Below are 26014 nucleotides of genomic sequence, written 5' to 3'. Positions count from 1 at the left end.
AATCAAAAGATCGCAGCCTGCGGCAGCTCCTACTCGACCAACAACCGCCCCAACCGCTGCTTGAGCATGCGGTTCTCGGCGCGCAGCTGCTGCACTTCTTCGAGCAGGTCCAGCGCCAGGGCGACGCCTTCCCACTCCAGGTCAAGGTCGCGCCGCAGCTTGGCGGCACGCTTGGCCAGGGTCAGCTCATAGTCGTTGAAAACCCAGTCCTTGGGCTGAGCGCCCTGAGGTTCGAGGATGCCGTGCTCGACGATTTCGATCACGTAGACGTCCGACAGCTCGGTCGCCTCACAGAATTCTGCCATGTCCAGTTGAACGATCAGGGGACTGCTCATTGTCAGTGACTCCTTGGTTCTAAGGGATCAAAAATGCTCTCGCGGGTCGAACGCGGCTTTTTTCGCCAGCTCCTGCCACAGGGCCTTGATGTCATCGTCGGATTTCTTCGGCATCACGGCCTTCAATTGCACAAACAGGTAACCGCGCTCACCGGCCTTGTTCATCAGGCCATGGCCCTTGGCGCGCATGCGCTGGCCGTTCTGGCTGCCGGCCGGCACCTTGAGGTTGATCTTGCCGGTCAGGGTCGGCACGGCGACTTCGGCCCCCAGCGCCAGCTCCCACGGAGCCAGTGGCAAGGTGATGATCAGGTTATCGCCTTCGACGTCGAATTTCGGGTGCGGTGCGAAACGGATCGTCAGGTACAGGTCGCCATTGGCGCCGCCACCCACACCCGGAGCGCCCTGCCCCTTGAGGCGAATGCGTTCGCCGTCGGCCACACCGGCCGGAATCTTCACGTTCAGGCTTTTGCTGGTGTTGCTCACATGCTGGCCGGCCGCGTTGTACTGCGGTACCTGGAAGGTGACCTTCTTCGATTCGGTCGACAGCGTTTCTTCGAGAAAAACCCCAAGCTCCATTTCCACGTCTTGCCCTCGACGTCCGGTGCTGCGACGCGACTGTCCACCGCCATTGAAACCAGGCCCACGGTTGCCGAAGATCGAACTGAAGAAGTCCGAGAAATCGCCCGTGTCCTGACCACCGCCACCGAAACCGCCACGGCTTTGCCAGCCTGGTGGTCCCTGGAACGGTTGGCCGTGCTGACCATAGCGGCGCAGATCATCGTATTCGGCGCGCTTGTCGGCGCTTTTCAGCGCTTCATAGGCTTCCGAGGCGTCCTTGAACTTGGCCTCGGCGTCCTTTTCCTTGCTGACGTCGGGGTGGTATTTGCGCGCCAGCTTGCGATAGGCGGCCTTGATCGCCTTATCGTCTGCGGTCGGCTCCACACCGAGAATCTTGTAATAGTCTTTGAAGTCCATCGCGGGAATCACCATCCGTTATCAAATCGCGCCACGGGCCACAGCATGCGCTTGTTTGCAGCCGTTGGTTTGACCGATCTCAAATTTGTGACCGGGCGGCGCGGCAGAAGTTTATCGGCAGCCGGCGGGGCTTCTTGCGAGCACGCCCGCCGCTGTCCGGTTGATGCAGGGTAGTTTGGGGGGAATGCCCCATCTTTCAAGGCATTGTTTGCGAAGAATTAGCAGATAACCGGCCTTCGATTCTGGCGCGCACTGGCATACACTGCGCGGCCGTTTTTTAACCGGAACCTGAAAGTCATGAACAACGCATCTCCAGCCCGTGCCGTGGGTATCGATTTTGGCACGTCCAACTCCACCGTCGGCTGGCTGCGCCCCGGCGTGGAAACGCTGATCGCGCTGGAGGACGACAAGATCACCCTGCCGTCGGTGGTCTTCTTCAATATCGAAGAACGTCGCCCGGTGTACGGCCGGCTGGCGTTGCACGAGTACCTGGAAGGCTACGAAGGCCGCCTGATGCGCTCGCTCAAGAGCCTGCTGGGTTCCAAGCTGATCAAGCACGACACCAGCGTTCTGGGCACGGCCATGCCGTTCAAGGACCTGCTCGGGCTGTTCATTGGCCAGCTCAAGAGCCGTGCCGAAACCGCCGCCGGTCGGGAATTCGAAGAAGTGGTGCTGGGACGCCCGGTGTTCTTCGTCGATGACGACCCGATGGCCGACAAGGAAGCCGAAGACACCCTGGTCGACGTGGCGCGCAAGATCGGCTTCAAGGAAGTCTCGTTCCAGTTCGAACCGATTGCCGCGGCATTCGACTACGAGTCGACCATCGAGAAAGAAGAGCTGGTACTGATCGTCGACATCGGCGGGGGTACGTCCGACTTCTCCCTGGTGCGCCTGTCGCCAGAGCGGCGTGCTGTGGATAACCGCCAGGACGACATCCTCGCCACCGGCGGCGTGCACATCGGCGGGACCGACTTCGACAAACAACTCTCGCTGGCCGGCCTGATGCCACTGTTCGGCTACGGCAGCCGGATGAAGAGCGGCGCCTACATGCCCACCAGCCACCACATGAACCTGGCGACCTGGCACACGATCAACTCGGTGTACTCGCAGAAATCGCAACTGGCCCTGGGCAGCATGCGCTACGACATCGAGGACACCGGCGGCATCGATCGCCTGTTCAAACTGATCGAACAGCGCGCCGGCCACTGGCTGGCGATGGAAGTGGAAGAAACCAAGATCCAACTGACCCACGCCGACAAGCGCCACGTGCCGCTGGACCGCATTGAAGCGGGCCTGAGCGTGGACTTGAGCCGTGCGCTGTTCGAGTCGGCCATCGACAACCTGCTGGAGCGCGTACGCAACAGCGTCACCCAATTGCTGACAGACGCCGATGTCCGGGTCGATCAGGTCGACACGGTGTTCTTCACCGGCGGCTCGAGCGGTATCCCGGCGCTGCGCAACAGCGTCTCGGCGATGCTGCCGAAGGCGCGGCATGTGGAAGGGAACATCTTTGGCAGTATCGGTAGTGGTCTGGCGATCGAGGCTGCGAAACGCTACGGGTCTATGGACTGATCCGAAATCTGCGGTGCGCTCTTCGCGAGCAAGCCCGCTCCCACAGGTCATGCACAGTCCTTGTGGGAGCGGGCTTGCTCGCGAAGGGGCCAGCTCAGACAACAAAGATCCAGCAGATCAAACCATCCCCACCTGCTTCAACTCACTCTTCAGATACGCGTAGTAAATCGGCCCCGCCACCACCCCCGGCAGGCCGAACGCGGCCTCGAACACCAGCATCGCCAACAGCAACTCCCAGGACTTGGCACTGATCTGCCCGCCGACGATGCGCGCGTTGAGGAAGTATTCGAGCTTGTGGATAACAATCAGGTAACCCAGCGCCGCGACGGCGACCCAGATCGACAGCGACAGACCGACGATAGTGATCAGGGTGTTGGACATCAGGTTGCCGATCACCGGCAGCAAGCCGAGCAGGAACGTCAGTACGATCAAGGTTTTGGTCAGCGGCAGTTTGATGCCGAACATCGGCAGGATCACCGCCAGGAAAATACCGGTGAAAATGGTGTTGAGCAGGGAAATCTTGATCTGGGCGAACACGATGTTGCGAAACGCCTGGACCAGCAGGTGCAGACGATCAAACAGCGCCGCCGCCAGCGGTTTGCGCTTGGTCAGATCCGGTACACGCTGCAACGCAATGATCGCGCCCAGCACCATGCCGATCAGCAAGGTCACGAACATGTGTGCCGCATCCTTGCCCACCAGTTGCAATTCGCTCAGGTGCTTGCTTACCCACTCGCCAATGGCCACACGGAACTCGGCGGCACTGGCCGGCAAATAGGCGTCGATAAACGGCGGCAGTTGTCCGCGTGCGCGGTCGACCACCCCCATGAATTTGTCGAGGGAGGCGCCGGGGTTTTCCGCTTCGTGCAACAGGAAGCTGAATGCACCGGCAAAGATCAGCGACAGTACGCTGACAATCAGCGTCCCCAGCAATGCCACCGCCAGCCAGCGCGCACGCCGGCCTTCGATCAGCCGTTGCAGTTGCGGGGTGAGCATGTTGACCAGCTCGAACACCAGCAACCCGGCGAGCAGGCTCGGCAGCAACCGCAGCGGCAGGACCAGCAGCAGCCCGCCAAAAATGATGACCCAGCTGATGACCAGCAAAACTTGACGCTGAGAAAACGTTGGCATACAGCCTCAAAAACGAACGGCGTAAAAAGGATTGGCAGTCTGCCAGCGATCCGATGCGAGCACTAGGGATTGTGTGGCTCGACCTTAGTGGGGTGGCAGCTCGAGTGCGAGCCCCATCGCGGATCGTCGTACACATATCTGAAAATCGCCACCAATCAAATGTGGGAGCGGGCTTGCTCGCGAAGGCGTCGTGTCAGTCAACTTCAATGCTGTTTGAGGCACCGCTTTCGCGAGCAAGCCCGCTCCCACACTCGACTGAGTTGATCCCTGTGAATTATTTTTTCTTCAGGCAATCGCTCATGAACGCCTTGCGCTCATCACCCTTGAGGGCTTTGGTGGCGGCGTCGGCGTTGCAGGTTTTCATTTTCTCTTGCTGCGGCGTCAAGGCCTTGCCGGCATCGTTTGCCGCCGGTGCGGCCTTCAGGCAGGTACTCATGAAGGCTTTGCGCTCGTCGCCCTTGAGGCTTTTGGCCGTGGCGTCGGCATTGCAGGTAGTCATCTTTTCCTGTTGGGCTGTGGCGGCGAAACCCTGGGAGCAGAGCAGCAAACCGATCATCAACAACGGGACACGCAACATCTTCATGGAGTTCTCTCCTTGCTGCCACACCGAGGGGGGCGGCCTCGTACTGGAGTGTAGACAACCCCTGTTACACCTTCCTGCTCTCCAGATGGCTGCGCCGATACTGCTCCGGCGTACACCCGGCCTGGCGCTGGAACATCGCGATAAACGCCGAGCCGGTGCTGTAGCCCATGTCGAAAGCTATTTCCTGAATGCTGCGCTGGCTGTCCAGCGCTTCGATCGCCGCCAGAAAACGCAGGCGCTGGCGCCACTCACCGAAGCTCATGCCTAGCTCCCGCACGAACTGCCGCGCCAGGGTGCGTTCGCTGACATGGATGCGTGCGGCCCATACCGCCAGCGGCCGGTTATCCCCAGGCTCGGCCTGCAATGCTTCCAGAATCCCCAGCAATCCCGGGCTGCTGGCGTAGGGCAGATAGCACTCGTGCACCGGGGCCTGTTGCAGTTGATCCACCAATACCTGAGCCAGACGCTGGTCCGCATCGCGCTCGGGAATTTGCACGTCCCGGGCGGCGAAGTCCTTGAGGATCGCCTTGAGGATGTCGCTGATGGCCAGGGTACAGGCTCGCGACGGCAGTTCGGCGCACACCTTGGGCGCCAGGCACACGGCGCGGTAGTTGACCGGTTGATGGCTATAGAAACTGTGCTCGATCTGTGGCGGTACCCACACTGCGTATTGCGGCGGCGACATGAAGCGGCTGCCCTCGACGTCCATGTGCAGTACGCCGTGGGCTGCATATTCCAGCGTCCCCCAGGGATGCCGATGGGGGGCGGCGTATTCGTGGGCGTCAAAATCGGCGTAGCGGAAGTACACCGCCGACGGCAGTTCGCTGAAATCCAGCAGGTCGATGTGTTTACTGCTCATGCTGTCCGTCATCAAGGGCGAGTTGTCCGGATCGAAGTATAGGCTTGCATCCAGACAAGCGGATAATTGCTCTTCATTAACGTTCTGGTTTTTCCCGATGCAATACGCTTACCCCCTGCTGGCCATTTTCATCTGGGCCGGCAACACAGTGATCACCAAAATGTCGGCCGGGGCGATCTTCCCCGCCGAGATCGGTTTCTACCGCTGGCTGCTGGCCGGGTTGCTGTTCACGCCCTTCATGCTCAAACCGGTGCTCGCCCATTGGCCCCTGATCCGCCCGAAACTGGGCAAGATCTTTGTCCTCGGTGTTCTCGGCATGGCGGTCTATCAAAGCCTGGCGTACTTCGCCGCGAGCCTGACCTCGGCCACCAACATGGGCATCATCCTGTCGCTGATGCCGCTGATGTCGCTCGCCATGGCGATCATCAGCCTCGGCCAGCGCCTGACCATGGGGGCCCTGGCCGGAGCGGTGCTGTCGTTCGCCGGTGTCCTGGTGGTGGTGTCGTCCGGCAGCCTGGGCACATTGCTCGAACACGGAGTCAACCTGGGCGACGCGATGATGCTGATCGCCACCCTGGCCTATGCGGTCTACAGCACCCTGTTGAAAAAATGGCAGCTGAAACTGCCGCCGCTGGTGCTCTTGTATCTGCAGGTGCTGGTGGCCGTAGTAGTGCTGTTTCCGCTGTTCCTCGCCTCACCGAAAGTCGGCCCGACCCTGCAGAATATTCCACTGGTGCTGTACGCCTGCCTGCTGGCTTCGATGGTCGCGCCGTTGGCGTGGATGCAGGCGGTGGTACGTTTGGGTCCGAGCCGGACCACGCAGTTTTTCAATTTGCTGCCGTTGATTACCGCATTGATTGCAGCGGTGGTGCTGCATGAACAACTGGCGATGTACCACTTGGTGGGTGGGGTGTTGACGCTGGGCGGGGTGATTGTTTCCGAGCGTTGGACCACCGTGCTTGGTCGCAAGATAAGCGTTGCCTGATCCGGCGCTTTCGCGGGCAAGCCCGCTCCCACAGGGGATTGCATTCCATTGTGGGAGCGTGGCTTGGTCCGGGCGGCGTTCCGACGATGAACGATAACGCGGTCTAAAGCCCCGTCGCGCTTAGTCGCGCCGCATGTTCGACAAACAAACGGATCGGCTCTGCCCCCTTGCCCACCAGCCCCAGCGACTGATTGACGATATCGAAGTGATCCAGCGGATACTCATCGCCAATCACCGTGCCCAGGTGCGAGCTGTAGCGCCCGACCATGCCGTCGCAATGCCCGGCTTCACGGACGAAGGTTTTGGCGAATAACCGGCAACTGCGGTTGGTACCGTCCAGCAGATTGCGCCCACGATCGGTGATGCCCGGCTGCAAAGTGCCGGACCAGGAGTAATAGCGCACGCCGTTGACCTCTTCCGGCCCGTGACCGCCCCAGGTTTCAGGCAAGCCCTGTGGATAACGCTGGTTGAACAGCGCGACGCCAGCGGTGGTAAGGGCGTGATGGGAGGCATGGATATCCACCGGCAACTTCGGCCCGTGGTAACCGGTATCCAGCCACCCCATCAACATGTTGACCATTCGCAGCAAAAAGCACAGCAGATGACCACGCAGGCTGTCATGGGGATAGTGTTGATGCAGGTAATCGGCGAGCTCCGAACCGTGGTTCGGCCCCGCCACCGAGGTCACCGATGCCACCAGGTCCGGGCGTTTGGCCGCGGCGTAACGGGCGGTCAGCGAGCCCTGGCTATGGCCGATCAGGTTGACCTTGTCGGCCCCGGTTTCCCGCAGGATTTCGTCGATACGTGCCAGCAATTGCTCGCCGCGTACTTCGTTCGAATTAAGCGGCGAGACCTGCACGGCGAACACCACGGCCCCACCATGGCGCAGCGCCTCGACGATCCCGAACCAGTACGGATAAAGCACCAACCGGATGAACCCGAGCATTCCCGGGACCAGCACCAGCGGGTAACGCGGGGCAGAACCTTGCGACATGGGTGGACTTCCTTGTGGTCGGGTGGTGACGCAAGGCGGTAGACAAGACATCCGCCAAGCTACGCCTGCGAAGATGACAACTCGACGACAAGTCTATGTCATCCGCCCTACTTCAACCCTGCCACGCCCGCCACGATCAGGCCGACCGAGACCAGTTTGATCACGCTCAGGCTTTCCCCCAGCAGCGCGAACCCGAGAAACACCGTGCCCAGCGAACCGATGGCGGTCCAGATCGGGTACGCGATGCTCACAGGTAGCTCGCGCATGGCCAGGGTCAGGAAGTAGATCCCGCCCACAGCAGCTAACACCGTGATCAGCGAAGGCCAGAGCCGGGTGAAGCCCTCGGCGTACTTCATGCCCATGGCGAAGGTGACTTCGAACCCAGCGGCGACCAGCAGAAAAAGCCAGGCCATCTAGAACTCCCCGGCCAGCGCCAACAAGCGCTGCTCAGCCTCGGCGGCAGAGATTTCAAAACTGCGCTCGGCGGACTCCTCGCCCTCGGCAGCGACCACTGTGACATCGGTGATGCCGATGAATCCGAGCACCGTGCGCAGCAGCGTATCGGCATGGTTCATGGCTTCCAGCTCGCCGCCCGGACCAAAACCGAAGCCGCCACGGCTGGTGATGATCAGGGCTTTTTTGCCTTGCACCAACGGTTGGTACTGGGCCACGCCATTGTCCAGGGTGTGATCGAAGGTCACTCCCACCCGCACGATCTGATCGATCCAGGCCTTCAAGCCACTGGGAACGCTGAAATTGTGCATCGGTGTGGAAATCACCAGCACATCATGGCCAAGCAGTTCGCCGACCAGTTCATCGCTGAACGCCAGATCGGCCTGCATCGACAGCGGCCGAGCAGCGGGCTCGGGGTAAAACGCGGCGGCCACGAATGCCTCGTTGACCGGCGGGATCAGCGCCCGACCGACTTCGCGCCGGGTCAGTTGCGAGTATGGATGACGGGCTTGCCAGGCCGACAGAAACACTTCGGCCAAACGCCGGGAGTGCGAACGATCGCCACGGGGGCTGGCATGGACAGCAAGAATTTTACTCATCTGAATCTCCTCAGGGACTAAACTAAAACGGCTTGTGGCTTGCAGCTTGAAGCTCGCGGTTGCGCCCATTCAAATGAGTAAAAATCAGCCAAGATGAATCTATTTCATCTGTGGAGTGTTCAATGTTCGCCTCATTGCCCTTGACCGCCCTGCGCGCCTTCGAATCCGCCTCACGCCTGTTGAGTTTCAAGGCCGCCGCCGAAGAACTGTCTGTCACCCCGACGGCGGTGTCCCATCAGATCCGCTCCCTGGAAAGCTGGCTCGGCGTGCCGCTGTTCGAACGCCTGCCACGCCAGGTGCGCCTGACCGAGTGCGGCGAACGGCTGTTCCAGAGCCTGCACGGAGCATTCCTCGAAGTGGCGCAAAGTGTCGATACCCTGCGCCCGCAACGCAGCGGCGCCAACCTGACGGTCTCCACCACCGCGGCCTTCGCCGCGCTGTGGCTGGTGCCTCGACTGGGACGCTTCTACGCCCGGCACCCGAACATCAACGTTCGCCTCGACACCCACTGCGAAGTCATCGATTTGCATCAGGACGCCAGTGTCGATCTGGTACTGCGCTACAGCCTCGACGATTACCCCAACCTGTACGGCCAGTGCCTGTTCGATGAGTCCTTCGGTGTCTACGGTTCGCCCGAACAAGTGGCGCTGGCGATCAATCGTGCCCCGACGCTGATCAGCGTGCGTTGGCACAACTCGAAACTCTATGCCCACGGCTGGGAGGCCTGGTGCGCGCAATCGGGCGAAACCTGGCTGAGCGGTCGGCCAGCGGTGCGCGAATACGACGAAGAGCATTACGCCTTGTAAGCGGCCATTGCCGGGCAGGGTCTGGTGCTGGCGAGCAATATTCTGGTGTCGGAAAGCGTGGCCAGTGGATTACTGGCGCCTTATCGCGGGGACGTTCAGGTGGATGGCGCCGGATACAGTGCGCTGTGTGTTCCGGGACGCGAACGCCATCCACCGGTGCGGGCGTTTTTTGCCTGGCTGCAGGAGGAAGCAGCGTTGTCGGGACTTTTACCAAGATCGCAAACAAAGTAACAACGCAACTCCCTGCAGGAGTTGCCGCAGGCTGCGATCTTTGCTTTTACATGACCCGACAACTAACGCCACCCCCCCCAAAAAAAAAAAAAAAAAAAAACATACAACAACAAACAAGCCTGATGACAAACAAACCGCCATAACACTTTTTAATGCAAGCAACCAAAACTCAACCAACAAAGTTACAAACCCTCACTAGACTTGCAAACTCAATTCTTTATATTCGACCCACAGACAAGAATGTCCGATCACCAAAAATAAAGGACTTATTATGCACTTCGAACAACGCCTTGAGTTCATTGACTCATTACCCAGGCTACCCATCATCACCCCGAGAGTGGCAGCTTTTTCCTCGAACTCCGTCACACAGACACCTCCCCCAGAGCATGATATTGACAAACCCACAGCAAGTGTAATGCCGGATAACATCAATGCCTTTCTTCCGGGCGCCACAGAAGAAAACATTAGTGACGTCAACCTTTGCAAGTTGGTCATGCAGAATGCCGCCACCAAAATGTACCCAGAAGATTCGCAACTCTTTGAATGGTACAAATACTATGTCAACGGCCTGAGCCATCTTGGCTGGGTCACCCAGGGCCGGGACATCGAAGGGACCACCATCAGCAGAACCGGGTTGACCATGAATCAGGTTGCCGTAGAAATGGCCGCACGATTGATAGGAGCTAATGCAGCTGCCGTATTGGCAAAAGTTGCGGAGCAGGCAGTGGGCCATATACAAAAGAACTCCGACATCATCCGGGTTTATGAACACAACAAGAAACTCGGAACACAGGCCAAGTTCGATATTTCGCCGGTCTGGATTGATAACTACAAACAACCGAACATGATCCTCAACTGCATCTCTCTGGACGCTCGGGAAAGCTCGCGAGGCATCCTGTTCTGGAAATCCACCACCCAATCCACCACCTTAAAAACCGGTGCTGTGCGCTCTTACCTGGATACAAAGGTATTTTCCGGATTACGTGAAACTCTGTATGGCAAGTACTCCGAGAATGGCAAGAAATACATCATTGACTTGCCAGATCTTGATTGAGTCCATTCGTTGGATCGGCGAGATATCGCCTATCCAACCCCCAACCGCCAATAAAAAGCAACCCAATCATGAACGAAGAACTAGTTGATATTCATCTTGTCAGCGGAAACATCACAGTTTTCTGCGGGCCGCATACCCAACAGTTCAAAAGCGACGTTTTGAACTCCAGCTTGTATGTCGAACTTCTAGCTGCAAGAGCAAGCAACGACCGCGATATATCCTGGACAACTTATTCGAACACCCTGACGAAATTAGGATGGGTCATTAACAGTCGAGTCCCCGAGCGTTCTGAATTTAATAAATCAAGCCTGCTGGGGCTTGTAACAGAAAGCATCGACAGTTACTTGCCAGCCTATGACCATCAAGCCCTCGTCGACGCTTTTTCAAAACTGACGGCGCTTCCAGCTGACTCTTTGGCAGTTGAAACGCTCATCAATAAACTGAAGGTAAACGCCGCAGTCACGGATGATCAGAAAATCACATCGTTGACGAACACGGCGGTTCCTACCGCAATGCTGTTGACGATAGTCAGGCAGGACGAGGCCATCCTGACCCTGCAAATCGCCTTCACGACAACCGTCGGGATCGCAATCGATCTGCTCGATCAGCCCGTATTGAAAGCAACCAAGAGTACAAAAAACAACATACGGCTACTGCGCTGCTCGTTGGATAAAACCCGGTACGAGCAAATCAGAGACACCGTCATTACAAAACTCGGAAGCAAAATCAAAACCGAGTTGCTTCACGTAGAAGTACCGAGCGCTTGAAGCGAAAGTCCAACCGCACGTTGATGCCCAGGCACTGCGAACTCCGCCAGTGCCTGGGCATTTTTTACCGAGCCCCGTCAGTCTTTGACCGTTTTCGGCGCCTTGCCCGACTTCATCTGCTCCAGCAACGGCGCGCATTGATTCGGCTCACCACCACTTGGTGCCACCAGCGCCAGCAACCCTGCCGCCGGTGCGGCGATCACGCCCAGCGCCACCATCCCGGCGCCGCGCAGCATCAACGGCACGGCCTTGACCCCGGCATCGGGCTTGATGAACTTGCCGCGCACATACAGCGGCGAACGCAATGAAATCAGGCGCCAGCCCTTGGATTCCGGGGTGATGGTCAGGTCCAGTTGTTCCGTCGCCATGTTAGCGGTGCCGTCGATGTAGACGACGGCGTTCTCAGTGTCGAATACAAACAGCCGGGTGGTTGCCAGGCCGGACTGGATACCGAAGTCGGCGGCCGCGCAGTTGATCTTCACTTCCTTGTCGCCAAAGATCTTGCCAACCACGTAGTTGCCGACGTTCAGACCCGCCAACTCCATCAATTCGCGACTGATGGCACCATCGTTGATCAGCATTTTCAGATCGCCATTGGCGCTGCCCAGCAGCCTGGCCACCGAATTGCCGCGCCCGCTGATATCAGCGTCGCCATTGAGCTCGCCAAAACTGGTTTTCATCGGCTCAAAGCCGGGGAACAACTGTTTGAGCTTGAATCCCCGCGCCGTGAGCCTGGCGTGGCCTTCCAGGGGATCGGTGTGGCCGTTCAGGCGAATCTGTGCGTCCAGCTTGCCGCCGGCCACGCCGAAGCGCAGCGGTTCGAGGCTGAGCACACCATCGGTGAGCACCAGATGGGTATAGAGGTCGTTGAATGGCAGTTTTTCGCTGTGCACGATGCGCTTGCCGGTGAACTCGACATCGGCGTCCATATCGCGCCAGCGGTCTGTCTTGAACTCTTCGACCGGCAGCACTTTGTCCGCCGGTTGTTTGCTGTCACCGCCACGGGCCTTCTGTTTGGCGTTGGAATCGGCGCCGATCAGCGGCGCCAGGTCAGCGAACAGCAATTGATTGGACAACAGCGAGCCGCTGAGTTTTGGCCGTGGCTGGCTGGCCACATAGGTCAGACTGCCGTGGATGTCACTCTCGCCGATCTTGCCGTTGAATGCTTCATAGCGGAACACCGCGCCACCCGGCTCGTGCAACTTGGCGATCAGATGGCCGTCGGTGGCATAGGGTGGCGTATCCGGCAGGATCACGCCGGTCAGTGGGTAGAGGTTGCCCAGGCTGGTGCCGGCCAGTTTCAGGCGCAGGTCCAGGGCGCCGAGATTCAGCGGATCGGTCAGGGTGCCGGCCAGTTCGACGCTGGAATCGGCGATCTTCACCTGTGCCTGCAGCGGAAACGGGCGTGCTGCATCCTGCAACGCCAACAGCCCGCCAATCTTGCCCTGCCCCGCGAGTTTCTGGCCGTGGTACTGGCCGTTGACCTTGAGGGCGAACGCATAATCCTGGGGCGACGAGCCCTTTTCCTGCACGGCTTTCGCCGCTTTGTCTCCGACGATATCGCTGAACGGAATCGGCTTGCCCAACGGATCGATCAGCACGTCGAGCTGCGTCTTCAGGCTCTGGTCGTCGAGGGTGACGTGGCCCTTGTCGAAACCGATCGCACCGATATCCACCACCCAACTGGAGGGCTCGGCGTTCGGGTCTTTGGGGTCGAATTTGAACGTCCAGTTGGCGCGTCCGTCAGCCAGGCGTTGCAGCTGCGCATTCGGCTCGGCGAGGTCGATACGCGGGATCACCACCCGCCGCGCCAGCAAAGCCAGGGGTGAAATGCGTAACTCGACACGCTTGAGAGTGGCCATCTGCGGTTGCTTCGACCAGTCGGGGTTGCCCAGGCTGAGGTCCTCGGCCACCACATGGGGCCACGGCACCCAGGCGCGCCAGCCGCTTTCATCGGGCTCGGTCTGCCAGACCACCGACAGATTGCCGTTGATGGCAAAAGCGCGGTGCAGTTCTTCGGAAACCTTGGCATTGAGCGGCGGTTTGATCCGGTTCCAGTCGAAGAACACGATGATCAGCACCAGCAACGCCAACAAGGTAAGGAAGGTAGAAAGGGTCCAGACAAACGTCTTTTGGGTGCGCGTCATTGCACAGGGCTCCTGATACGACTGAGCGCCCCGACTGCGACGCACAGGTGAAACGGTGGGCCGGAAGCGGCTCGCCATGAAGTCTACGACTGATAAAGACCCGGCAGGTTTAATCGATAGACCGATTTCGCCGAATTCAGCCAGTCCAATACTGACCAATCAGTCATTCAGCGTTACCGACCCCGCACCTTTACACGTCACGAGTGGGTCGAAAATACCCAAACCAGTGCCAGATAACTCGCCGGAAACGCCCGACCTAGAGCCTCCCCAGCAAACAATCAATTCCGTTGATTATTACCATTGCGTTTATGAACTTTTATATCGACTTATCGAGAGTAGCATTGCCCTCGTACCCACTTTTTCGCACCCCCGAGGAGCACAACAATCATGAAACGCCAATTACTGCTTAGCCTTTCACTCTCGATGCTGGCCAGCACTGCTTTTGCCCTGCCAGCAGCTGACCAGGCCACTCCACAAGTGAAACAAGACCACTCGGTGTTCAGCCAGACCGTCGCCGCCGATGGCTCCGACCGCACGCCACAAGGCCAGACCCTTGCCGAAGGCGGTAATGATCGCCTGAAAGAAAAAGGCCTGATCACTCAGGATGGCTCGGACCGTACTCCACAAGGCCAGACCCTGGCTGCCGATGGTTCCGATCGCACCCCACAAGGCCAGACCCTCGCCGCTGACGGTTCGGATCGCACCCCACAAGGTCAAACCCTCGCTGCCGACGGCTCGGATCGCACCCCACAAGGTCAAACCCTCGCTGCCGACGGTTCGGATCGCACCCCACAAGGTCAAACCCTCGCTGCCGACGGTTCGGATCGCACTCCACAAGGTCAAACCCTCGCTGAAGGCGGTGGTGACCGAGTGATCGAACGCAACAGCACTCTGAGCTAAGCCCCATGGCCGCCCAGAAAAAAAGCCCAATCCCCGGATTGGGCTTTTGACTTTTCAGCACTGCGCTTTATAGATGCCGCACTTCCCCGCTTGATCCCTCACAGTCGTTCGACGCCGGCAAAGCCGATTTGCTAGAGTGCGCCGCGTCCTTGTCCAGAAAACGCCCTTGCGATGCTGCCCCGCGCCGAACAGAAACAACAGACCCGTAATGCCCTGATGGACGCTGCCCGGCGCCTCATGGATGGTGGCCGAGGATTCGGCAGCCTGAGCCTGCGTGAAGTCGCGAAAACCGCCGGCATCGTACCGACCGGTTTCTACCGCCATTTTGCCGATATGGATGAACTGGGCCTGGTGCTGGTCAGCGAAGTCGGCCAGACCTTCCGCGAAACCATTCGCCTGGTACGGCACAACGAATTCGTGATGGGGGGCATCATCGATGCCTCGGTGCGGATCTTTCTCGACGTGGTCAGTGCCAACCGCTCACAGTTCCTGTTTCTCGCCCGCGAGCAATACGGCGGTTCGCTGCCGGTGCGCCAGGCCATTGGCCGTCTGCGCGAAGGCATCAGTTCGGACCTGGCGGCGGATTTGTCACTGATGCCGAAACTGCAGCATCTGGACATCGCCGACCTGAGCGTCATGGCGGATCTGATCGTCAAAAGCGTGTTCGCCACCCTGCCGGACATCATCGATCCGCCCGCCGAGGCCTTGCCTGAGCACCTGACGCCCCAGGCCAAGATTACTCAGCAACTGCGCTTCATCTTTATCGGTCTCAAGCACTGGCAAGGGCTCGGCAGTACCGAGTAATGCCATCATCTACAGACTGCCCCTGAACCTTGTGGGAGCGAGCCTGCTCGCGATGGCGTCGACACATTCAACATCCATGTAACAGGCACACCGCTATCGCGAGCAGGCTCGCTCCCACAAAAATCAATTCCGCCTTAAATTGGTGCGCAGAAAAAAATCAGCGCACCAACTTCAACCAAAAAACTCACTCAATCGATAACCTTCCTACGCCTCCGTCAGCCATTTCCTACGCATCATGTCGATTGGCAAGCCCCTTGCTCTAGCCTGAGCATCGTCCATTGCTGGAAGCCTTCCGATGCTGGTGATTCATCGCAGAATCGACCCTCAACCCGTCTGGGCCGCTGAACTGCACCTGACGTTCGAAGCCCGCAGCAAAAGCCGTTTGCGCTGTTTCAGTGCCGAGGGCGAAGACGTCGGGTTGTTTTTGGAGCGCGGCCAACCGCCCCTGCATGACGGCGAATGCCTGCAAGCCGAAGACGGGCGAATCGTGCGTGTCTGCGCCCGCCCCGAACAACTGCTACACGTCACCTGCGCCAATGCCTTCGAACTGACCCGCGCGGCCTATCACTTGGGCAACCGCCATGTCGCCTTGCAAGTCGGCGACGGCTGGTTGCGCCTGCTCGACGATTACGTGCTCAAGGCCATGCTCGAACAACTCGGTGCCATTGCCTCGAACATCGAAGCGCCATTCCAGCCGGAACATGGCGCCTACGGCGGTGGCCATCATCATTCGCGCCACGGTGATGAAGACTTCAACTACGCGCCGAAACTGCACCAGTTCGGCGTACGCCCATGAACCCGGCCTGGGCGCTGCTGCGCCTGGCCAGTCCGCAATTGCCGATTGGCGGCTACAGCTACTCCCAAGGGCTGGAAATGGCTGTGGATAACGGCCGGGTAAACGACCCCGACAGTGCGCGTCGCTGGATCGGCGATCAGTTGCTGTTGAATCTGGCACGCTTCGAAGCACCCTTGCTGCTCGCCCATTGCGTGGCCGCCAGCGAGGACAACTGGGGCCAATTGTTGCAACGCTGCGAGGAACACCGCGCCAGTCGCGAAACTCGCGAGCTGCATCAGGAAAGCCGGCAGATGGGCTACTCGTTGCAGCAGTTGCTCAACGGCTTGCCGGAACTCGACACACCCGCCCGTGCCTTCCTCGAACAATGCTGCGAGCCACATCTGGCCCTGGGTTGGGCCCTGGCCGCGCGCGCCTGGCAGATCAGCCCGCAGGATGCATTGGCTGCGTGGCTATGGAGCTGGCTGGAAAACCAGTTGGCGGTGCTGATGAAGACCTTGCCACTGGGCCAGCAAGCCGCCCAACGCCTGACCAGCGAACTGTTGCCGCTGCTTCAACAGGCTCAACAGAACGCCACCCGAATCGATCCCGATCACTACGGCAGCGCCGCTTTCGGCCTGTCCCTGGCGTGTATGGCGCATGAGCGCCAGTACAGCCGTCTGTTCCGTTCCTAGGGCCTGTCATTTTGGAGAATCACATGAACACACAACCCCTGCGCGTCGGCATTGGCGGCCCGGTCGGCTCCGGCAAAACCGCCCTGACCCTGGCCCTGTGCCTGGCCCTGCGCGAGCGCTATAACCTGGCCGTGGTGACCAACGACATCTACACCCGCGAAGACGCCGACTTTCTGGTGCGCAACGAAGCCCTGGCGCCGGAACGCATCATCGGCGTGGAAACCGGCGGCTGCCCGCACACGGCCATCCGCGAAGACGCCTCGATCAACCTTGAAGCCGTGGATCAACTCAATCGCCGTTTTCCGGGGCTGGACCTGATTCTCGTGGAGTCCGGTGGCGACAACCTCTCCGCGACCTTCAGCCCGGAACTGTCCGACCTGACGATCTACGTGATCGACGTTTCGGCCGGCGACAAGCTGCCACGCAAGGGTGGGCCGGGGATCTGCAAATCCGACCTGCTGGTGATCAACAAGATCGACCTGGCGCCGCTGGTCGGTGCCTCGCTGGAGATGATGAACAGCGACACCCAGCGCATGCGCAACGGCAAGCCATTTGTCTTCAGCAACCAGAAAACCGGCCAGGGTCTGGAACAGATCATCGCCTTCATCGAACGCCAGGGCTTGCTGACCGCGGCCTGATCACCCCTTCAACAAGGAAGCTTTCCATGACACTGAAACGCATTCTGGGCGCCCTGGCCCTGCTGCTGACGCCAGCCCTTGCCCTCGCCCATCCGGGGCACGGCGACAATGGCTTGATCGCCGGTATCAGCCATCCGCTTGGCGGTCTCGATCACCTGCTGGCGATGCTCGCGGTCGGCCTGTGGGCTGCACAACAACACGGTACTGCGCGCTGGGCGCTGCCGTGTACCTTCGTTGGCACCATGCTGATTGGCGGGATGCTGGGTTTTGAAGGGTTGAACCTGCCTGCACTGGAGAGCGGGATTGCCGCTTCCGTTTTGGCCTTGGGGCTGGCGGTGGCGCTGGCTGTGCGTCCACCGTTGGTGATGGCGGTAGGTGCGACAGCCTTGTTTGCGCTGTTTCATGGTGTGGCGCATGGGCTGGAACTGCCGGACATGTCGAGTCCATGGACCTATGCCGCAGGCTTTGTCGCAGCGACGGCGGTGTTGCATGCGGCGGGTTATGCGCTGGTGCGGACCTTGCCGCTGGCGGCAGCACCGCTGGTTCGACTGGCGGGCGCGGCTTCGGCGGCGACCGGGGTGTGGTTGCTGGCGGGTTGATTCTCTAGCGCCTTCCACGGCCTCTTCGCGAGCAAGCCCGCTCCCACATTTGATCTTTGTTGTTCACAAGTACTGTGTTCACAGCAAATCCATTGTGGGAGCGGGCTTGCTCGCGAAGGCGGCCTGACAGACACAGCCTCTCTCAAGTCAGCCTCTCTGCTAACATGTCGCGCAATCGCCCTTGCCGTGACGACGCCAGCCAATGCCACCTGTTTCCCGCTCCGCCTCCCAGCCTGAATTGACCGCCCTGTTCGCCTCGGTGCAGCAGCATTTCCTGAACGTCATCGTGCCGCTCTGGCTAGGTCCTGGCTGGAATGCCGACATGGCGTTGCCTTATGAGGCGCTGGATGCCGGACACCACCCGCTGCCACCGCAACGCTACCGGGCCATGGCCTGTGCGCGGCAGTTGTATCTGTTTGCCAGCCTGATCGGTCAGGTGCCGGGCGCCGAAGAGCGTGCCGCCGCTTTGTTCCGCTCGTTGCAGCGGCACTTCCACGATGCAGAGCACGGCGGCTGGTTCTACAGCGTCGATGCACATGGTGCGCCGCTGGATCAGCGCAAGGACCTCTATACCCACGCGTTCATCCTGTTCGCCTGCGCCCATTACTGGGACAAGGTCCGCGAGCCGCTGGTCGAGTCGGTACTCAACGCCTCGCTGGAAGTGATCGCGCAGCGTTTCGCCACGGACGACGGTCTGTATGAAGCCACGCTCGACCGCGACTGGGCATCGCTGGGCAGCGGCCCCTTGCAAAACCCGCTGATGCACCTGGCCGAAGCATTCCTCGCCACCCTGTCGGTGCGTGAAGACCTCGACGTGCAACAAGCACTCACCGAGTTATGCACAGCCATGCACGCGCGCTTCATCGATCCGCAGCACGGCGTGTTGATGGAAAAGCCGCTGGGGTCTGTGGATAACTGGTTTGAACCGGGGCATCAGTTCGAGTGGTATTTCCTGCTGGAATCCTCGGCGCTGCTGCGCACTTCAACCCTGCATGCCGATCTGGAAAGGGCCTTCGCCTTTACCGAGCAATTGGGCGTCGATCAACAGACCGGTGCGGTACGGGCCATGCTCGATCTCGAACCAGGTGGCGGCGTCCGGGATGGCACACAGCGTATCTGGGCCCAGGCCGAGTACCTGCGCGCCCTGACGCTGCGACCCGATAGCGAGTCGGATGTTCTGCGCCAGTTGCAGGCGTTGCAGCAGCGCTCGCTACATACCGGCGGCTGGTATGAGTGTCGTGACGCCCACGGTGAAGTCAGCCGCCGCGATATGCCGTCGACCACGCCTTATCACCTGGCGACCTGTTATCGCGGGCTGGCGGAATATCTCGGCTGAGTGTTTGGTTGCTTTCGCGAGCAGGCTCGCTCCCACAGTTGATCGCATTTCAATGTGGGAGCGAGCCTGCTCGCGAATGACCTCAAAGAGGTCACCTGACTGTCACTCAATCCACTTGCGGTCCCCGGTAAAGCTGATGGTCAGCCATCGTGCGGCATCCGGCTCGCCAAGCTTCGCGGAAATTTCCTCGCGCAAACTGTCCAGTTGCCCCACACCGTCCAGCCAGTAATCCTTCGGCAATACGATGTGGATCTCGATAAAACACGCCCTGCCGTGCTTCTGCACGTAGGAAATGTAGTCGTCGAAACCATGCTCGACCTTCGCCACCTCCATCACCTGACGCACCTTGTCGTCCAGCTGATCCGGGACGATCCCCAACACATCGCGCAAGGCCGGTCCGAGGATTTTGAGCGCCGGGGGGAGCATGCCCAAGGCCAGCAGAATCAGGATCATCGGGTCGACATACACCGCCCACTTGTCGTAACCCTGAGTCTTGAGCAGCAGCGCGATGAGGAAACTCACCAGCAAACCCGCCGACAGCATCGCGTCCACCAGCCAACTGATGTTGTCGAACTGGATCAGCGATGAGTTGAGCGTGCGGTTGCGGTGGCGGACGTAGAAAAAATAAATGAGCTCGACGACGGTAAACACTGCCGCATAGACGATCACCAGTCCGAGCTCGACCTCGCGGCCACCATTGATGATGCCGAACACGCCGTTGAGAAAGGCGTAAATGGCGACCAGAAAAATGAAGCTACCCTCGATGACCAGCACCATGGGTTCCAGGTGCCAGGAACCGAACTGGAAGCGCTGGTTGCTTTCCTTGGCGATCAGCCGGGCGGTGATCAGCATCAGGACCTTGATGAAGGCCGCGATCAACGAAAAGAAGCCATCGAACAGGATGGATTGAGCGCCCGACACAAAACCGGTGATGATCCCGGCGAATGTCACGGCGAGCATCAGGAAGGTCGATTGTTTGAGCAGCGCCTGCTCGCCTCGATTACTCACTGGATCTCCTCTAAGACCTCTAGACCGCCGGGTGCGGCGGCGTTAGTAGGTGAGGAGTCTAGCCGATCTACAGCGGTGGCCGAACTGGCCTCATCGCGGGCAAGCCCGCACCCACAGGTTCAGCGCGATTCCTGTGGGAGCGGGCTTGCCCGCGATGAACGATGACTCGGTATTAAGCCTTGCCACCGCTTCGATCAATCGCAAACCCGGCCCAGGTCTGGCTCACTGGCATCAGCTCCAGGCTGTTGATGTTGATGTGCGCAGGCGCATTGAGCACCCAGAAAATAGTGTCGGCGATGTCCTGCGGCTGGATCGGCTCGGCGCCGGCGTAGGTGGCGTTGTAGCGCTCCTGGTCACCGGCAAAACGCACCAGCGAGAACTCGCTTTCGCACAGGCCCGGCTCGATGTTGCTGACCCGTACGCCTGTACCCTGCAGATCGCAGCGCAGGTTCAGGGAGAACTGTTTGACGAACGCCTTGGTCGCGCCATACACATGGCTGCCCGGGTACGGGTAGTTGCCGGCGATGGACCCCAGATTGACGATGCCGGCGCCACGACCGTGGGCAATCAGGCGTGGCAACAGCAGACGGGTGCTGTACATCAGGCCTTTGACGTTGGTGTCGACCATGGTGTCCCAATCGTCCAGGTCGCACTTGGGTGCCGGATCGACGCCCAGGGCCAGCCCGGCGTTGTTGATCAACCCACGCAGCTTGGCAAAGGACGGCGGCAGATTGGCAATCGCTTCCTCCATGGCCTTGCGATCACGCACATCGAGCACCAGGCCATGGACTTCGGTCTGCTTCGACAGCTCGGCGCACAGTGCATTGAGGCGCTCTTCACGACGACCTGTCAGCACCAATTTCCAGCCAGCGTCGGCAAAACGACGGGCACAGGCTTCACCAAAACCGGAGGTCGCGCCGGTAATAAACAGGGTGTTGGACATCGTGTTCTCCTTGCTTCGGCTGATCGCCAGCCATTGGAATGGTAAATCAGCAGGCAGAATGCCCGGCCTTGCCCATAGCGGCAACCGCACTTTCTGTACAAAAAACGATCAACCCTCGCAATCCCTTGGCCAGCCTGGCTTGCAGCCATGTGCGCGCACGTTATCCACAGGCCGGTCCACAGTCTTTGGGGGCAAGTGGAAAAGCTGCAAGCCGCTGTCCACAAGGCTTTGCGCGGTTTTTTGAAACTTTTTTGCTTGACCCTCAATAGCCCGCCGTGTAGCCCCTGGGGATTTTCATGACTGACGGGTCAAACCAGCGATGGCGCCAAGCCAGTAACCACGGCCTTCAGCCGGGTCTTTCCAGAGTTTAATCACAGACTTATCCACAGGCTTGTCCACGCTGATTCCACCCACTTTCATCTCGAACAAAAAGGTTGACAAAGCGCTCTTCAAGTTGCGCAAAAACACTTGATCAAAAACTGAACACGCCTCTGCAGGCCACGGTTTAAAAGGCCTGCAGCCAGCTACTCCCACGTTATTCACAGCCGGTTCCACAGCAAACGGGGACAAGTCAAAACCGTGACAAAACAACTATTTGCAGCGGCTTTATGTCGCGCTTCGGGAGCTCTTGAATATTGTTTTCCACAATTTCCCGGAGGCACGCCAAAAACCCTGTGGGAGCGAGCTTGCTCGCGATAGCGGTTTGTCAGTCAACATCAATATTGGCTGATAGATTGCTATCGCGAGCAAGCTCGCTCCCACAGGGTTTAGTGGTGTTTGGGAGATGTAAAAAAGCCCCGGCGATTGCGCGCCGGGGCTTGTGCATAACCCACTGAAACTCAGTGCCCGCCGAGATAAGCGTTACGCACATCCTCGTTGACCAGCAGCTCCTTGCCAGTGCCGGTCATGCGGATTTCGCCGTTGACCATCACGTACGCCCGGTCCGACAACCGCAGGGCGTGGTTGGCGTTCTGTTCCACCAGGAAGATGGTCATGCCGGTCTTGGCCAGTTCTCGCAGGGTCGCGAAGATCTGTTTCACCACGATCGGCGCCAGGCCCAGGCTCGGCTCATCCAGCAGCAACAACTTGGGCCGGCTCATCAGGGCGCGGGCGATGGCAAGCATCTGCTGCTCGCCACCGGACATGGTCATCGCCCGCTGGGTACGCCGCTCTTCGAGCCGCGGGAACAGCTCGAACATGCGTTGCATGTCTTCCTTGGCGTACTTGTCACCGATAGGGATGGTGCCCATCAGCAGGTTTTCCTCGACTGTCATGTCGGGGAACACCCGCCGCCCTTCCGGCGATTGCGCGATGCCGTTGGAGGCGATGTAGTGGGACGACTTGTGGGTAATGTCCACGCCCTGATAAAGGATCTGCCCATCGGCGGCCCGTGGCTGGCCGAAGATCGACATCAGCAGGGTTGACTTGCCGGCGCCGTTGGAGCCGATCAGGCTGACGGTCTCCCCTTCGTTGATGTGCAGCGAAACGCCTTTAAGGGCCTGGATCGGGCCGTAGAACACGTCCAGGTCCTTGAGTTCGAGGATGGGTTTGCTCATACCACCTCCTCTTCGTCGGCGCCCAGGTACGCGGCAATCACTTTCGGATCGTTGCGGATGTCATCGGGACCACCCTCGGCGATGACGACGCCGTGGTCCAGCACCACAATGTGGTCGGAAATGCTCATTACCATGCCCATGTCGTGTTCGATCAGCACCACGGTCAGATCGTGCTCATCGCGCAGCAGCCGGATCATCGCGCTCAGCGCTTCGGTTTCCTGAGGGTTGAGGCCGGCGGCCGGTTCGTCGAGGCAGATGATCTGCGGACGGGTGCACATGGCGCGGGCGATTTCCAGGCGGCGTTGCTGGCCGTAGGACAGTTCACCGGCCAGGCGGTTGGCGCAGTCCACCAGATCCACTACTTCCAGCCAGTAGAAGGCATGGTCCAGCGCATCGCTTTCAGCCTTGCGATAGCCCTTGGTGTTGAGGATGCCGGCCAGCATGTTGCGGTTGACCCACATGTGCTGGGCCACCAGCAGGTTTTCCAGCACCGACATTTCCTTGAACAGGCGAATGTTCTGGAACGTCCGCGCCAGGCCGGCACGGTTCACCAGGTGGGTGCCGCCGAACATCTTGTAGCGCAGCCGGGTGATGAAGCTTTTTGGCGAAACGAAATCGGTCGGCTTGAACGATTCGCCCAGCAACTTGATGACGTTGGTCTGTTTCCCGCGCACGTTCAGTTCGATCTTGCCGCCGGAGGCCTTGTAGAACCCGGTCAGGCAGTTGAACACCGTGGTCTTGCCGGCGCCGTTGGGGCCGATCAGGGCGAAGATCGAGTTGCGCTTGACCTTCAGGCTCACATCATTCAACGCCTTGATGCCGCCGAAGTGCATCATCAGCTTCTCTACGGAGAGTACGACTTCGCTCATGGCGCTACTCCTTTGCGCGGGGTCACACCGGTACGGCTGATCCGAATCAGGCCGCGCGGTCGCCAGATCATCATCAACACCATCAGGATGCCGAACAGCAGCACGCGGTACTCGGCGAAGCCACGCAGCAGTTCCGGGGCGACGGTCAGCACGAAGGCTGCAATCACTACGCCTATGGTCGAACCCATGCCGCCCAGTACCACGATGGCGAGGATCAACGCCGATTCGAAGAAGGTGAACGAGGTCGGGTTGACGAAGCCCTGGTAGGTGGCGAAGAACACCCCGGCCAGACCGGCCGTCGAGGCACCGATGGTGAATGCCGAGAGCTTGACCAATACGTGGTTCAGACCCATGGAGCGACAGGCGATTTCGTCTTCACGCAGGGCTTCCCAGGCGCGGCCGACCGGCATGCGGGTCAGGCGATGCTTGATGTACAGCACAGCCAGCACCACCAGGAACAGCACCGCGTAGATGAAGTAGTACTTCACGTCGGGGTTGTAGGCGATGCCGAAGAACTCATGGAACGGCACACCGCCGTCCTTGGCTCGCTTGCCGAACTCCAGGCCGAAGAAAGTCGGCAGCGGTGCCGGCATGCCGTTCGGGCCGCCAGTGAGCGACAACCAGTTGTTGAGGACCAGGCGGATGATTTCACCGAAGCCCAGGGTCACGATCGCCAGGTAGTCGCCGTGCAGGCGCAGCACCGGGAAACCGAGGATGCAACCGGCCAGGCCGGCGATGATCGCCGCCAGCGGCAACACCGTCCAGAAGCCCAGCCCGAGGTATTGGTAGCCGAGTGCCAGGCCGTAGGCGCCGATGGCGTAGAACGCCACGTAACCGAGGTCGAGCAGGCCGGCCAGGCCAACCACGATGTTCAGCCCCAGCCCCAGCAGTACGTAGATCAGCCCGAGGATAACCACGCCCAGCAGGTAGGAGTTGGAGAAAAACGGCAGCGCCACTGCAATCAAGATGACCAGCGGGATGATCCAGCGCAGCCGCGACTTGTAGTCAGGCGCCAGCACATGCACCCCGGAGCCTGTCGTTTCAAAGCCTTCGAGGATTTTCAGGCCCTGGGCTGTCTGCAGGAACATGCTCAGGGCAAAACGTCCGGCCATGACGATCGCCACAATCCACGCCACCCGGGTGGTTTCCAGGTTGAAGCCATAGCCATCGAGAACGACACCGACAATCGGCCCGAACACAATCAGGGCAATGAGGCCGGCAAGAATCGCGTCAACCAGGCTTTTTTTGATATCGATTGTTTTATGAGTGGTTGAAGACATCGCTTACACCTTCGACACAAGAGGACGGCCGAGCAGGCCTTGAGGCCGAAAGACCAGAACGAGGACCAACAGCGAGAAGCTGAAAACGTCTTTGTAGTCCGAGTTCACCAGACCGGAAAACAGCGACTCGGAAATCCCGAGAATGATCCCGCCGAGCATCGCGCCAGGCAGTGAGCCAATCCCGCCGAGCACCGCGGCGGTGAACGCCTTGATCCCGATGATGAAGCCGGCATAGAAGTCGAATGTGCCGTAGTTCATGGTGATCAGCACGCCGGCCAGGGCCGCCATCGCTGCACCGATGATGAACACGTAGGAAATCACCCGATCGGTGTTGATCCCCAGGATCGAAGCCATCTTGCGGTCTTGCTGGGTTGCACGGCACATGCGGCCGAGCTTGGTGTATTTGATGATGTAGGTCAGCGCGGCCATCCCGACAAACGCGGCGACCAGAATGAAGACCTTGGTGTAGGTCAACTGAACGAAACCGGTACCGATATCAACGCGCCAGGCACCCGACAGCAAAGTCGGAACGCCTTGTTGCTTCGCGCCTTGGGAGATCTGTGCGTAGTTTTGCAGGATCAGCGAGATACCGATCGCACTGATCAGCGGTGCGAGTCGAGTGGAGTTGCGCAGGGGTTTGTAGGCGACACGCTCGATGACCCAGCCATACACCGCCGTGACGACGATGGTGAAGATCAGCGTGCCAAGCATCAGCAGCGGAAAGGATTCGATACCGAAGTAAGCCAGCAGAGCCAGACTGATTGCCGCGAGGTAAGCGGAAATCATATAAACCTCGCCGTGGGCGAAGTTGATCATGCCGATGATGCCATAGACCATTGTGTAGCCGATGGCGATCAGGCCATAGACCGACCCGAGGGTCAGGCCGTTGACCAGTTGCTGCAGGAAAATACCATCCATAACGCAATCTCACGCAATGAGAACCTGCACATGTGGCTGTGCGGTTCTTCTAAGGAAAATACAGATATACGTCGGAGCAATGACAACCAGGATCAACCCGGCCACCACCGCCCCTGTAGGAGCGAGCCTGCTCGCGAAGAACCTGAGGACAACGCGTTGAACCAGCAAGCACGCGTTATCGTTGACATTTTTCGCGAGCGTGCTC

27 protein-coding genes and 1 pseudogene are annotated in these 26014 nt (G+C 59.6%); 12 read left to right on the top strand and 16 right to left on the bottom strand.

Annotated features, from left to right (window positions below; genetic code table 11):
• Positions 1-29: 29 nt before the first annotated feature.
• Together KSS91_RS03420 and KSS91_RS03415 are read right to left on the bottom strand one after the other, a co-directional pair.
• A complete protein-coding gene (locus KSS91_RS03420) occupies positions 30-335 on the bottom strand; it encodes a chaperone modulator CbpM (RefSeq protein ID WP_007979663.1) in 306 nt (101 codons plus the stop codon).
• Between the two features lie 27 nt (positions 336-362).
• A complete protein-coding gene (locus tag KSS91_RS03415; RefSeq protein WP_015093265.1) occupies positions 363-1310 on the bottom strand; it encodes a DnaJ C-terminal domain-containing protein in 948 nt (315 codons plus the stop codon).
• A 297-nt stretch (positions 1311-1607) separates the two neighbouring features.
• On the opposite strand from KSS91_RS03415, the gene KSS91_RS03410 reads away from it, so the two are divergent.
• Complete coding sequence (locus KSS91_RS03410) at positions 1608-2882, top strand: Hsp70 family protein (protein ID WP_015093264.1); 1275 nt, start codon at positions 1608-1610, stop codon at positions 2880-2882.
• Between the two features lie 117 nt (positions 2883-2999).
• Here KSS91_RS03410 and KSS91_RS03405 read toward each other — a convergent pair whose 3' ends face one another.
• From KSS91_RS03405 to KSS91_RS03395, 3 genes are all read right to left on the bottom strand, one after another.
• Entirely contained in the window at positions 3000-4013 is a 1014-nt protein-coding gene (locus KSS91_RS03405; protein WP_015093263.1) for an AI-2E family transporter, read from the bottom strand.
• A gap of 274 nt (positions 4014-4287) precedes the next feature.
• Positions 4288-4596, bottom strand: a complete 309-nt coding sequence (locus tag KSS91_RS03400) for a PsiF family protein (protein WP_111284342.1) — start codon at positions 4594-4596, stop codon at positions 4288-4290.
• A 64-nt stretch (positions 4597-4660) separates the two neighbouring features.
• Positions 4661-5455: an AraC family transcriptional regulator gene (locus KSS91_RS03395; protein ID WP_217837051.1), complete on the bottom strand. Its 795-nt coding sequence runs from the start codon at positions 5453-5455 to the stop codon at positions 4661-4663.
• A gap of 97 nt (positions 5456-5552) precedes the next feature.
• Here KSS91_RS03395 and KSS91_RS03390 point away from each other — a divergent pair, with 97 nt between their 5' ends.
• Entirely contained in the window at positions 5553-6440 is an 888-nt protein-coding gene (locus KSS91_RS03390; protein WP_015093260.1) for a DMT family transporter, read from the top strand.
• Between the two features lie 103 nt (positions 6441-6543).
• On the opposite strand, the gene KSS91_RS03385 is transcribed toward KSS91_RS03390, so the two are convergent.
• The 3 genes from KSS91_RS03385 to KSS91_RS03375 all read right to left on the bottom strand — a co-directional run bounded on the left by KSS91_RS03385 (position 6544) and on the right by KSS91_RS03375 (position 8486).
• The gene (locus KSS91_RS03385; RefSeq protein WP_217837050.1) at positions 6544-7434 is read right to left on the bottom strand and encodes an esterase/lipase family protein; all 891 of its coding nucleotides are present in this window, start codon (positions 7432-7434) and stop codon (positions 6544-6546) included.
• Positions 7435-7541: 107 nt separating this feature from the next.
• Positions 7542-7847 (bottom strand): DMT family transporter, encoded by a 306-nt coding sequence (locus tag KSS91_RS03380; RefSeq protein WP_217837049.1) that lies wholly within the window; start codon positions 7845-7847, stop codon positions 7542-7544.
• Entirely contained in the window at positions 7848-8486 is a 639-nt protein-coding gene (locus KSS91_RS03375) for an FMN-dependent NADH-azoreductase (protein WP_217837048.1), read from the bottom strand. It abuts the gene before it with no gap.
• A 110-nt stretch (positions 8487-8596) separates the two neighbouring features.
• Between KSS91_RS03375 and KSS91_RS03370 the strand changes: the two are divergent.
• The 3 genes and pseudogenes from KSS91_RS03370 to KSS91_RS03360 all read left to right on the top strand — a co-directional run bounded on the left by KSS91_RS03370 (position 8597) and on the right by KSS91_RS03360 (position 11344).
• Positions 8597-9523 (top strand): annotated as a pseudogene (locus KSS91_RS03370) (LysR substrate-binding domain-containing protein).
• A 271-nt stretch (positions 9524-9794) separates the two neighbouring features.
• Positions 9795-10577 carry a hypothetical protein gene (locus KSS91_RS03365; RefSeq protein ID WP_217837047.1) on the top strand — a complete coding sequence of 261 codons (783 nt, stop codon included), beginning with the start codon at positions 9795-9797 and terminating at the stop codon, positions 10575-10577.
• Between the two features lie 68 nt (positions 10578-10645).
• Complete coding sequence (locus KSS91_RS03360; RefSeq protein WP_217837046.1) at positions 10646-11344, top strand: hypothetical protein; 699 nt, start codon at positions 10646-10648, stop codon at positions 11342-11344.
• Between the two features lie 77 nt (positions 11345-11421).
• On the opposite strand, the gene KSS91_RS03355 is transcribed toward KSS91_RS03360, so the two are convergent.
• A complete protein-coding gene (locus KSS91_RS03355) occupies positions 11422-13491 on the bottom strand; it encodes an AsmA family protein (RefSeq protein ID WP_217837045.1) in 2070 nt (689 codons plus the stop codon).
• Positions 13492-13878: 387 nt separating this feature from the next.
• Between KSS91_RS03355 and KSS91_RS03350 the strand changes: the two genes are divergently transcribed.
• The 7 genes from KSS91_RS03350 to KSS91_RS03320 all read left to right on the top strand — a co-directional run bounded on the left by KSS91_RS03350 (position 13879) and on the right by KSS91_RS03320 (position 19235).
• Complete coding sequence (locus KSS91_RS03350) at positions 13879-14391, top strand: hypothetical protein (RefSeq protein WP_126048950.1); 513 nt, start codon at positions 13879-13881, stop codon at positions 14389-14391.
• Positions 14392-14562: 171 nt separating this feature from the next.
• The gene (locus KSS91_RS03345; protein ID WP_007979686.1) at positions 14563-15195 is read left to right on the top strand and encodes a TetR family transcriptional regulator; all 633 of its coding nucleotides are present in this window, start codon (positions 14563-14565) and stop codon (positions 15193-15195) included.
• Positions 15196-15490: 295 nt separating this feature from the next.
• Positions 15491-15991 (top strand): urease accessory protein UreE, encoded by a 501-nt coding sequence (ureE, locus tag KSS91_RS03340; RefSeq protein ID WP_015093252.1) that lies wholly within the window; start codon positions 15491-15493, stop codon positions 15989-15991.
• Positions 15988-16662 carry an urease accessory protein UreF gene (locus KSS91_RS03335; protein ID WP_217837044.1) on the top strand — a complete coding sequence of 225 codons (675 nt, stop codon included), beginning with the start codon at positions 15988-15990 and terminating at the stop codon, positions 16660-16662. Before ureE ends, KSS91_RS03335 begins: the two co-directional genes overlap by 4 nt.
• A gap of 23 nt (positions 16663-16685) precedes the next feature.
• Positions 16686-17300: an urease accessory protein UreG gene (gene ureG / locus KSS91_RS03330; protein WP_007979691.1), complete on the top strand. Its 615-nt coding sequence runs from the start codon at positions 16686-16688 to the stop codon at positions 17298-17300.
• Between the two features lie 26 nt (positions 17301-17326).
• A complete protein-coding gene (locus KSS91_RS03325; RefSeq protein WP_217837043.1) occupies positions 17327-17899 on the top strand; it encodes a HupE/UreJ family protein in 573 nt (190 codons plus the stop codon).
• A gap of 202 nt (positions 17900-18101) precedes the next feature.
• On the top strand, positions 18102-19235 hold the full coding sequence (locus KSS91_RS03320; RefSeq protein WP_217837042.1) for an AGE family epimerase/isomerase: 1134 nt from the start codon (positions 18102-18104) through the stop codon (positions 19233-19235).
• A gap of 102 nt (positions 19236-19337) precedes the next feature.
• Here KSS91_RS03320 and KSS91_RS03315 read toward each other — a convergent pair whose 3' ends face one another.
• From KSS91_RS03315 to KSS91_RS03285, 7 genes are all read right to left on the bottom strand, one after another.
• A complete protein-coding gene (locus KSS91_RS03315) occupies positions 19338-20243 on the bottom strand; it encodes a cation diffusion facilitator family transporter (RefSeq protein WP_095964717.1) in 906 nt (301 codons plus the stop codon).
• A gap of 172 nt (positions 20244-20415) precedes the next feature.
• The gene (locus KSS91_RS03310; protein WP_217837041.1) at positions 20416-21186 is read right to left on the bottom strand and encodes an SDR family oxidoreductase; all 771 of its coding nucleotides are present in this window, start codon (positions 21184-21186) and stop codon (positions 20416-20418) included.
• 294 nt (positions 21187-21480) lie between these two features.
• Complete coding sequence (locus KSS91_RS03305; RefSeq protein ID WP_083884527.1) at positions 21481-21729, bottom strand: hypothetical protein; 249 nt, start codon at positions 21727-21729, stop codon at positions 21481-21483.
• 296 nt (positions 21730-22025) lie between these two features.
• Positions 22026-22742, bottom strand: coding sequence for an ABC transporter ATP-binding protein (locus KSS91_RS03300; protein WP_007979701.1), 717 nt, complete (start codon positions 22740-22742; stop codon positions 22026-22028).
• Positions 22739-23611, bottom strand: coding sequence for an ABC transporter ATP-binding protein (locus KSS91_RS03295; RefSeq protein WP_217837040.1), 873 nt, complete (start codon positions 23609-23611; stop codon positions 22739-22741). Before KSS91_RS03295 ends, KSS91_RS03300 begins: the two co-directional genes overlap by 4 nt.
• Positions 23608-24891: a high-affinity branched-chain amino acid ABC transporter permease LivM gene (gene livM / locus KSS91_RS03290; protein ID WP_217837039.1), complete on the bottom strand. Its 1284-nt coding sequence runs from the start codon at positions 24889-24891 to the stop codon at positions 23608-23610. Before livM ends, KSS91_RS03295 begins: the two co-directional genes overlap by 4 nt.
• A 3-nt stretch (positions 24892-24894) precedes the next feature.
• Positions 24895-25809, bottom strand: a complete 915-nt coding sequence (locus KSS91_RS03285; protein WP_008048116.1) for an ABC transporter permease subunit — start codon at positions 25807-25809, stop codon at positions 24895-24897.
• Between the last annotated feature and the right edge of the window lie 205 nt (positions 25810-26014).

This window comes from Pseudomonas azerbaijanorientalis (assembly GCF_019139795.1).
GTDB classification, from domain to species: Bacteria; Pseudomonadota; Gammaproteobacteria; order Pseudomonadales; family Pseudomonadaceae; genus Aquipseudomonas; species Aquipseudomonas laurylsulfatiphila.
This window is presented reverse-complemented; position numbering and strand designations above follow the sequence as displayed.

Bases quoted from the DNA above. Each gene is read 5' to 3' on its own strand.
- KSS91_RS03420 (WP_007979663.1), bottom strand. From the start codon at position 335: ATGAGCAGTCCCCTGATCGTTCAACTGGACATGGCAGAATTCTGTGAG.
- KSS91_RS03415 (WP_015093265.1), bottom strand. From the start codon at position 1,310: ATGGACTTCAAAGACTATTACAAGATTCTCGGTGTGGAGCCGACCGCA.
- KSS91_RS03410 (WP_015093264.1), top strand. From the start codon at position 1,608: ATGAACAACGCATCTCCAGCCCGTGCCGTGGGTATCGATTTTGGCACG.
- KSS91_RS03405 (WP_015093263.1), bottom strand. From the start codon at position 4,013: ATGCCAACGTTTTCTCAGCGTCAAGTTTTGCTGGTCATCAGCTGGGTC.
- KSS91_RS03400 (WP_111284342.1), bottom strand. From the start codon at position 4,596: ATGAAGATGTTGCGTGTCCCGTTGTTGATGATCGGTTTGCTGCTCTGC.
- KSS91_RS03395 (WP_217837051.1), bottom strand. From the start codon at position 5,455: ATGAGCAGTAAACACATCGACCTGCTGGATTTCAGCGAACTGCCGTCG.
- KSS91_RS03390 (WP_015093260.1), top strand. From the start codon at position 5,553: ATGCAATACGCTTACCCCCTGCTGGCCATTTTCATCTGGGCCGGCAAC.
- KSS91_RS03385 (WP_217837050.1), bottom strand. From the start codon at position 7,434: ATGTCGCAAGGTTCTGCCCCGCGTTACCCGCTGGTGCTGGTCCCGGGA.
- KSS91_RS03380 (WP_217837049.1), bottom strand. From the start codon at position 7,847: ATGGCCTGGCTTTTTCTGCTGGTCGCCGCTGGGTTCGAAGTCACCTTC.
- KSS91_RS03375 (WP_217837048.1), bottom strand. From the start codon at position 8,486: ATGAGTAAAATTCTTGCTGTCCATGCCAGCCCCCGTGGCGATCGTTCG.
- KSS91_RS03365 (WP_217837047.1), top strand. From the start codon at position 9,795: ATGCACTTCGAACAACGCCTTGAGTTCATTGACTCATTACCCAGGCTA.
- KSS91_RS03360 (WP_217837046.1), top strand. From the start codon at position 10,646: ATGAACGAAGAACTAGTTGATATTCATCTTGTCAGCGGAAACATCACA.
- KSS91_RS03355 (WP_217837045.1), bottom strand. From the start codon at position 13,491: ATGACGCGCACCCAAAAGACGTTTGTCTGGACCCTTTCTACCTTCCTT.
- KSS91_RS03350 (WP_126048950.1), top strand. From the start codon at position 13,879: ATGAAACGCCAATTACTGCTTAGCCTTTCACTCTCGATGCTGGCCAGC.
- KSS91_RS03345 (WP_007979686.1), top strand. From the start codon at position 14,563: ATGCTGCCCCGCGCCGAACAGAAACAACAGACCCGTAATGCCCTGATG.
- ureE (WP_015093252.1), top strand. From the start codon at position 15,491: ATGCTGGTGATTCATCGCAGAATCGACCCTCAACCCGTCTGGGCCGCT.
- KSS91_RS03335 (WP_217837044.1), top strand. From the start codon at position 15,988: ATGAACCCGGCCTGGGCGCTGCTGCGCCTGGCCAGTCCGCAATTGCCG.
- ureG (WP_007979691.1), top strand. From the start codon at position 16,686: ATGAACACACAACCCCTGCGCGTCGGCATTGGCGGCCCGGTCGGCTCC.
- KSS91_RS03325 (WP_217837043.1), top strand. From the start codon at position 17,327: ATGACACTGAAACGCATTCTGGGCGCCCTGGCCCTGCTGCTGACGCCA.
- KSS91_RS03320 (WP_217837042.1), top strand. From the start codon at position 18,102: ATGCCACCTGTTTCCCGCTCCGCCTCCCAGCCTGAATTGACCGCCCTG.
- KSS91_RS03310 (WP_217837041.1), bottom strand. From the start codon at position 21,186: ATGTCCAACACCCTGTTTATTACCGGCGCGACCTCCGGTTTTGGTGAA.
- KSS91_RS03300 (WP_007979701.1), bottom strand. From the start codon at position 22,742: ATGAGCAAACCCATCCTCGAACTCAAGGACCTGGACGTGTTCTACGGC.
- KSS91_RS03295 (WP_217837040.1), bottom strand. From the start codon at position 23,611: ATGAGCGAAGTCGTACTCTCCGTAGAGAAGCTGATGATGCACTTCGGC.
- livM (WP_217837039.1), bottom strand. From the start codon at position 24,891: ATGTCTTCAACCACTCATAAAACAATCGATATCAAAAAAAGCCTGGTT.
- KSS91_RS03285 (WP_008048116.1), bottom strand. From the start codon at position 25,809: ATGGATGGTATTTTCCTGCAGCAACTGGTCAACGGCCTGACCCTCGGG.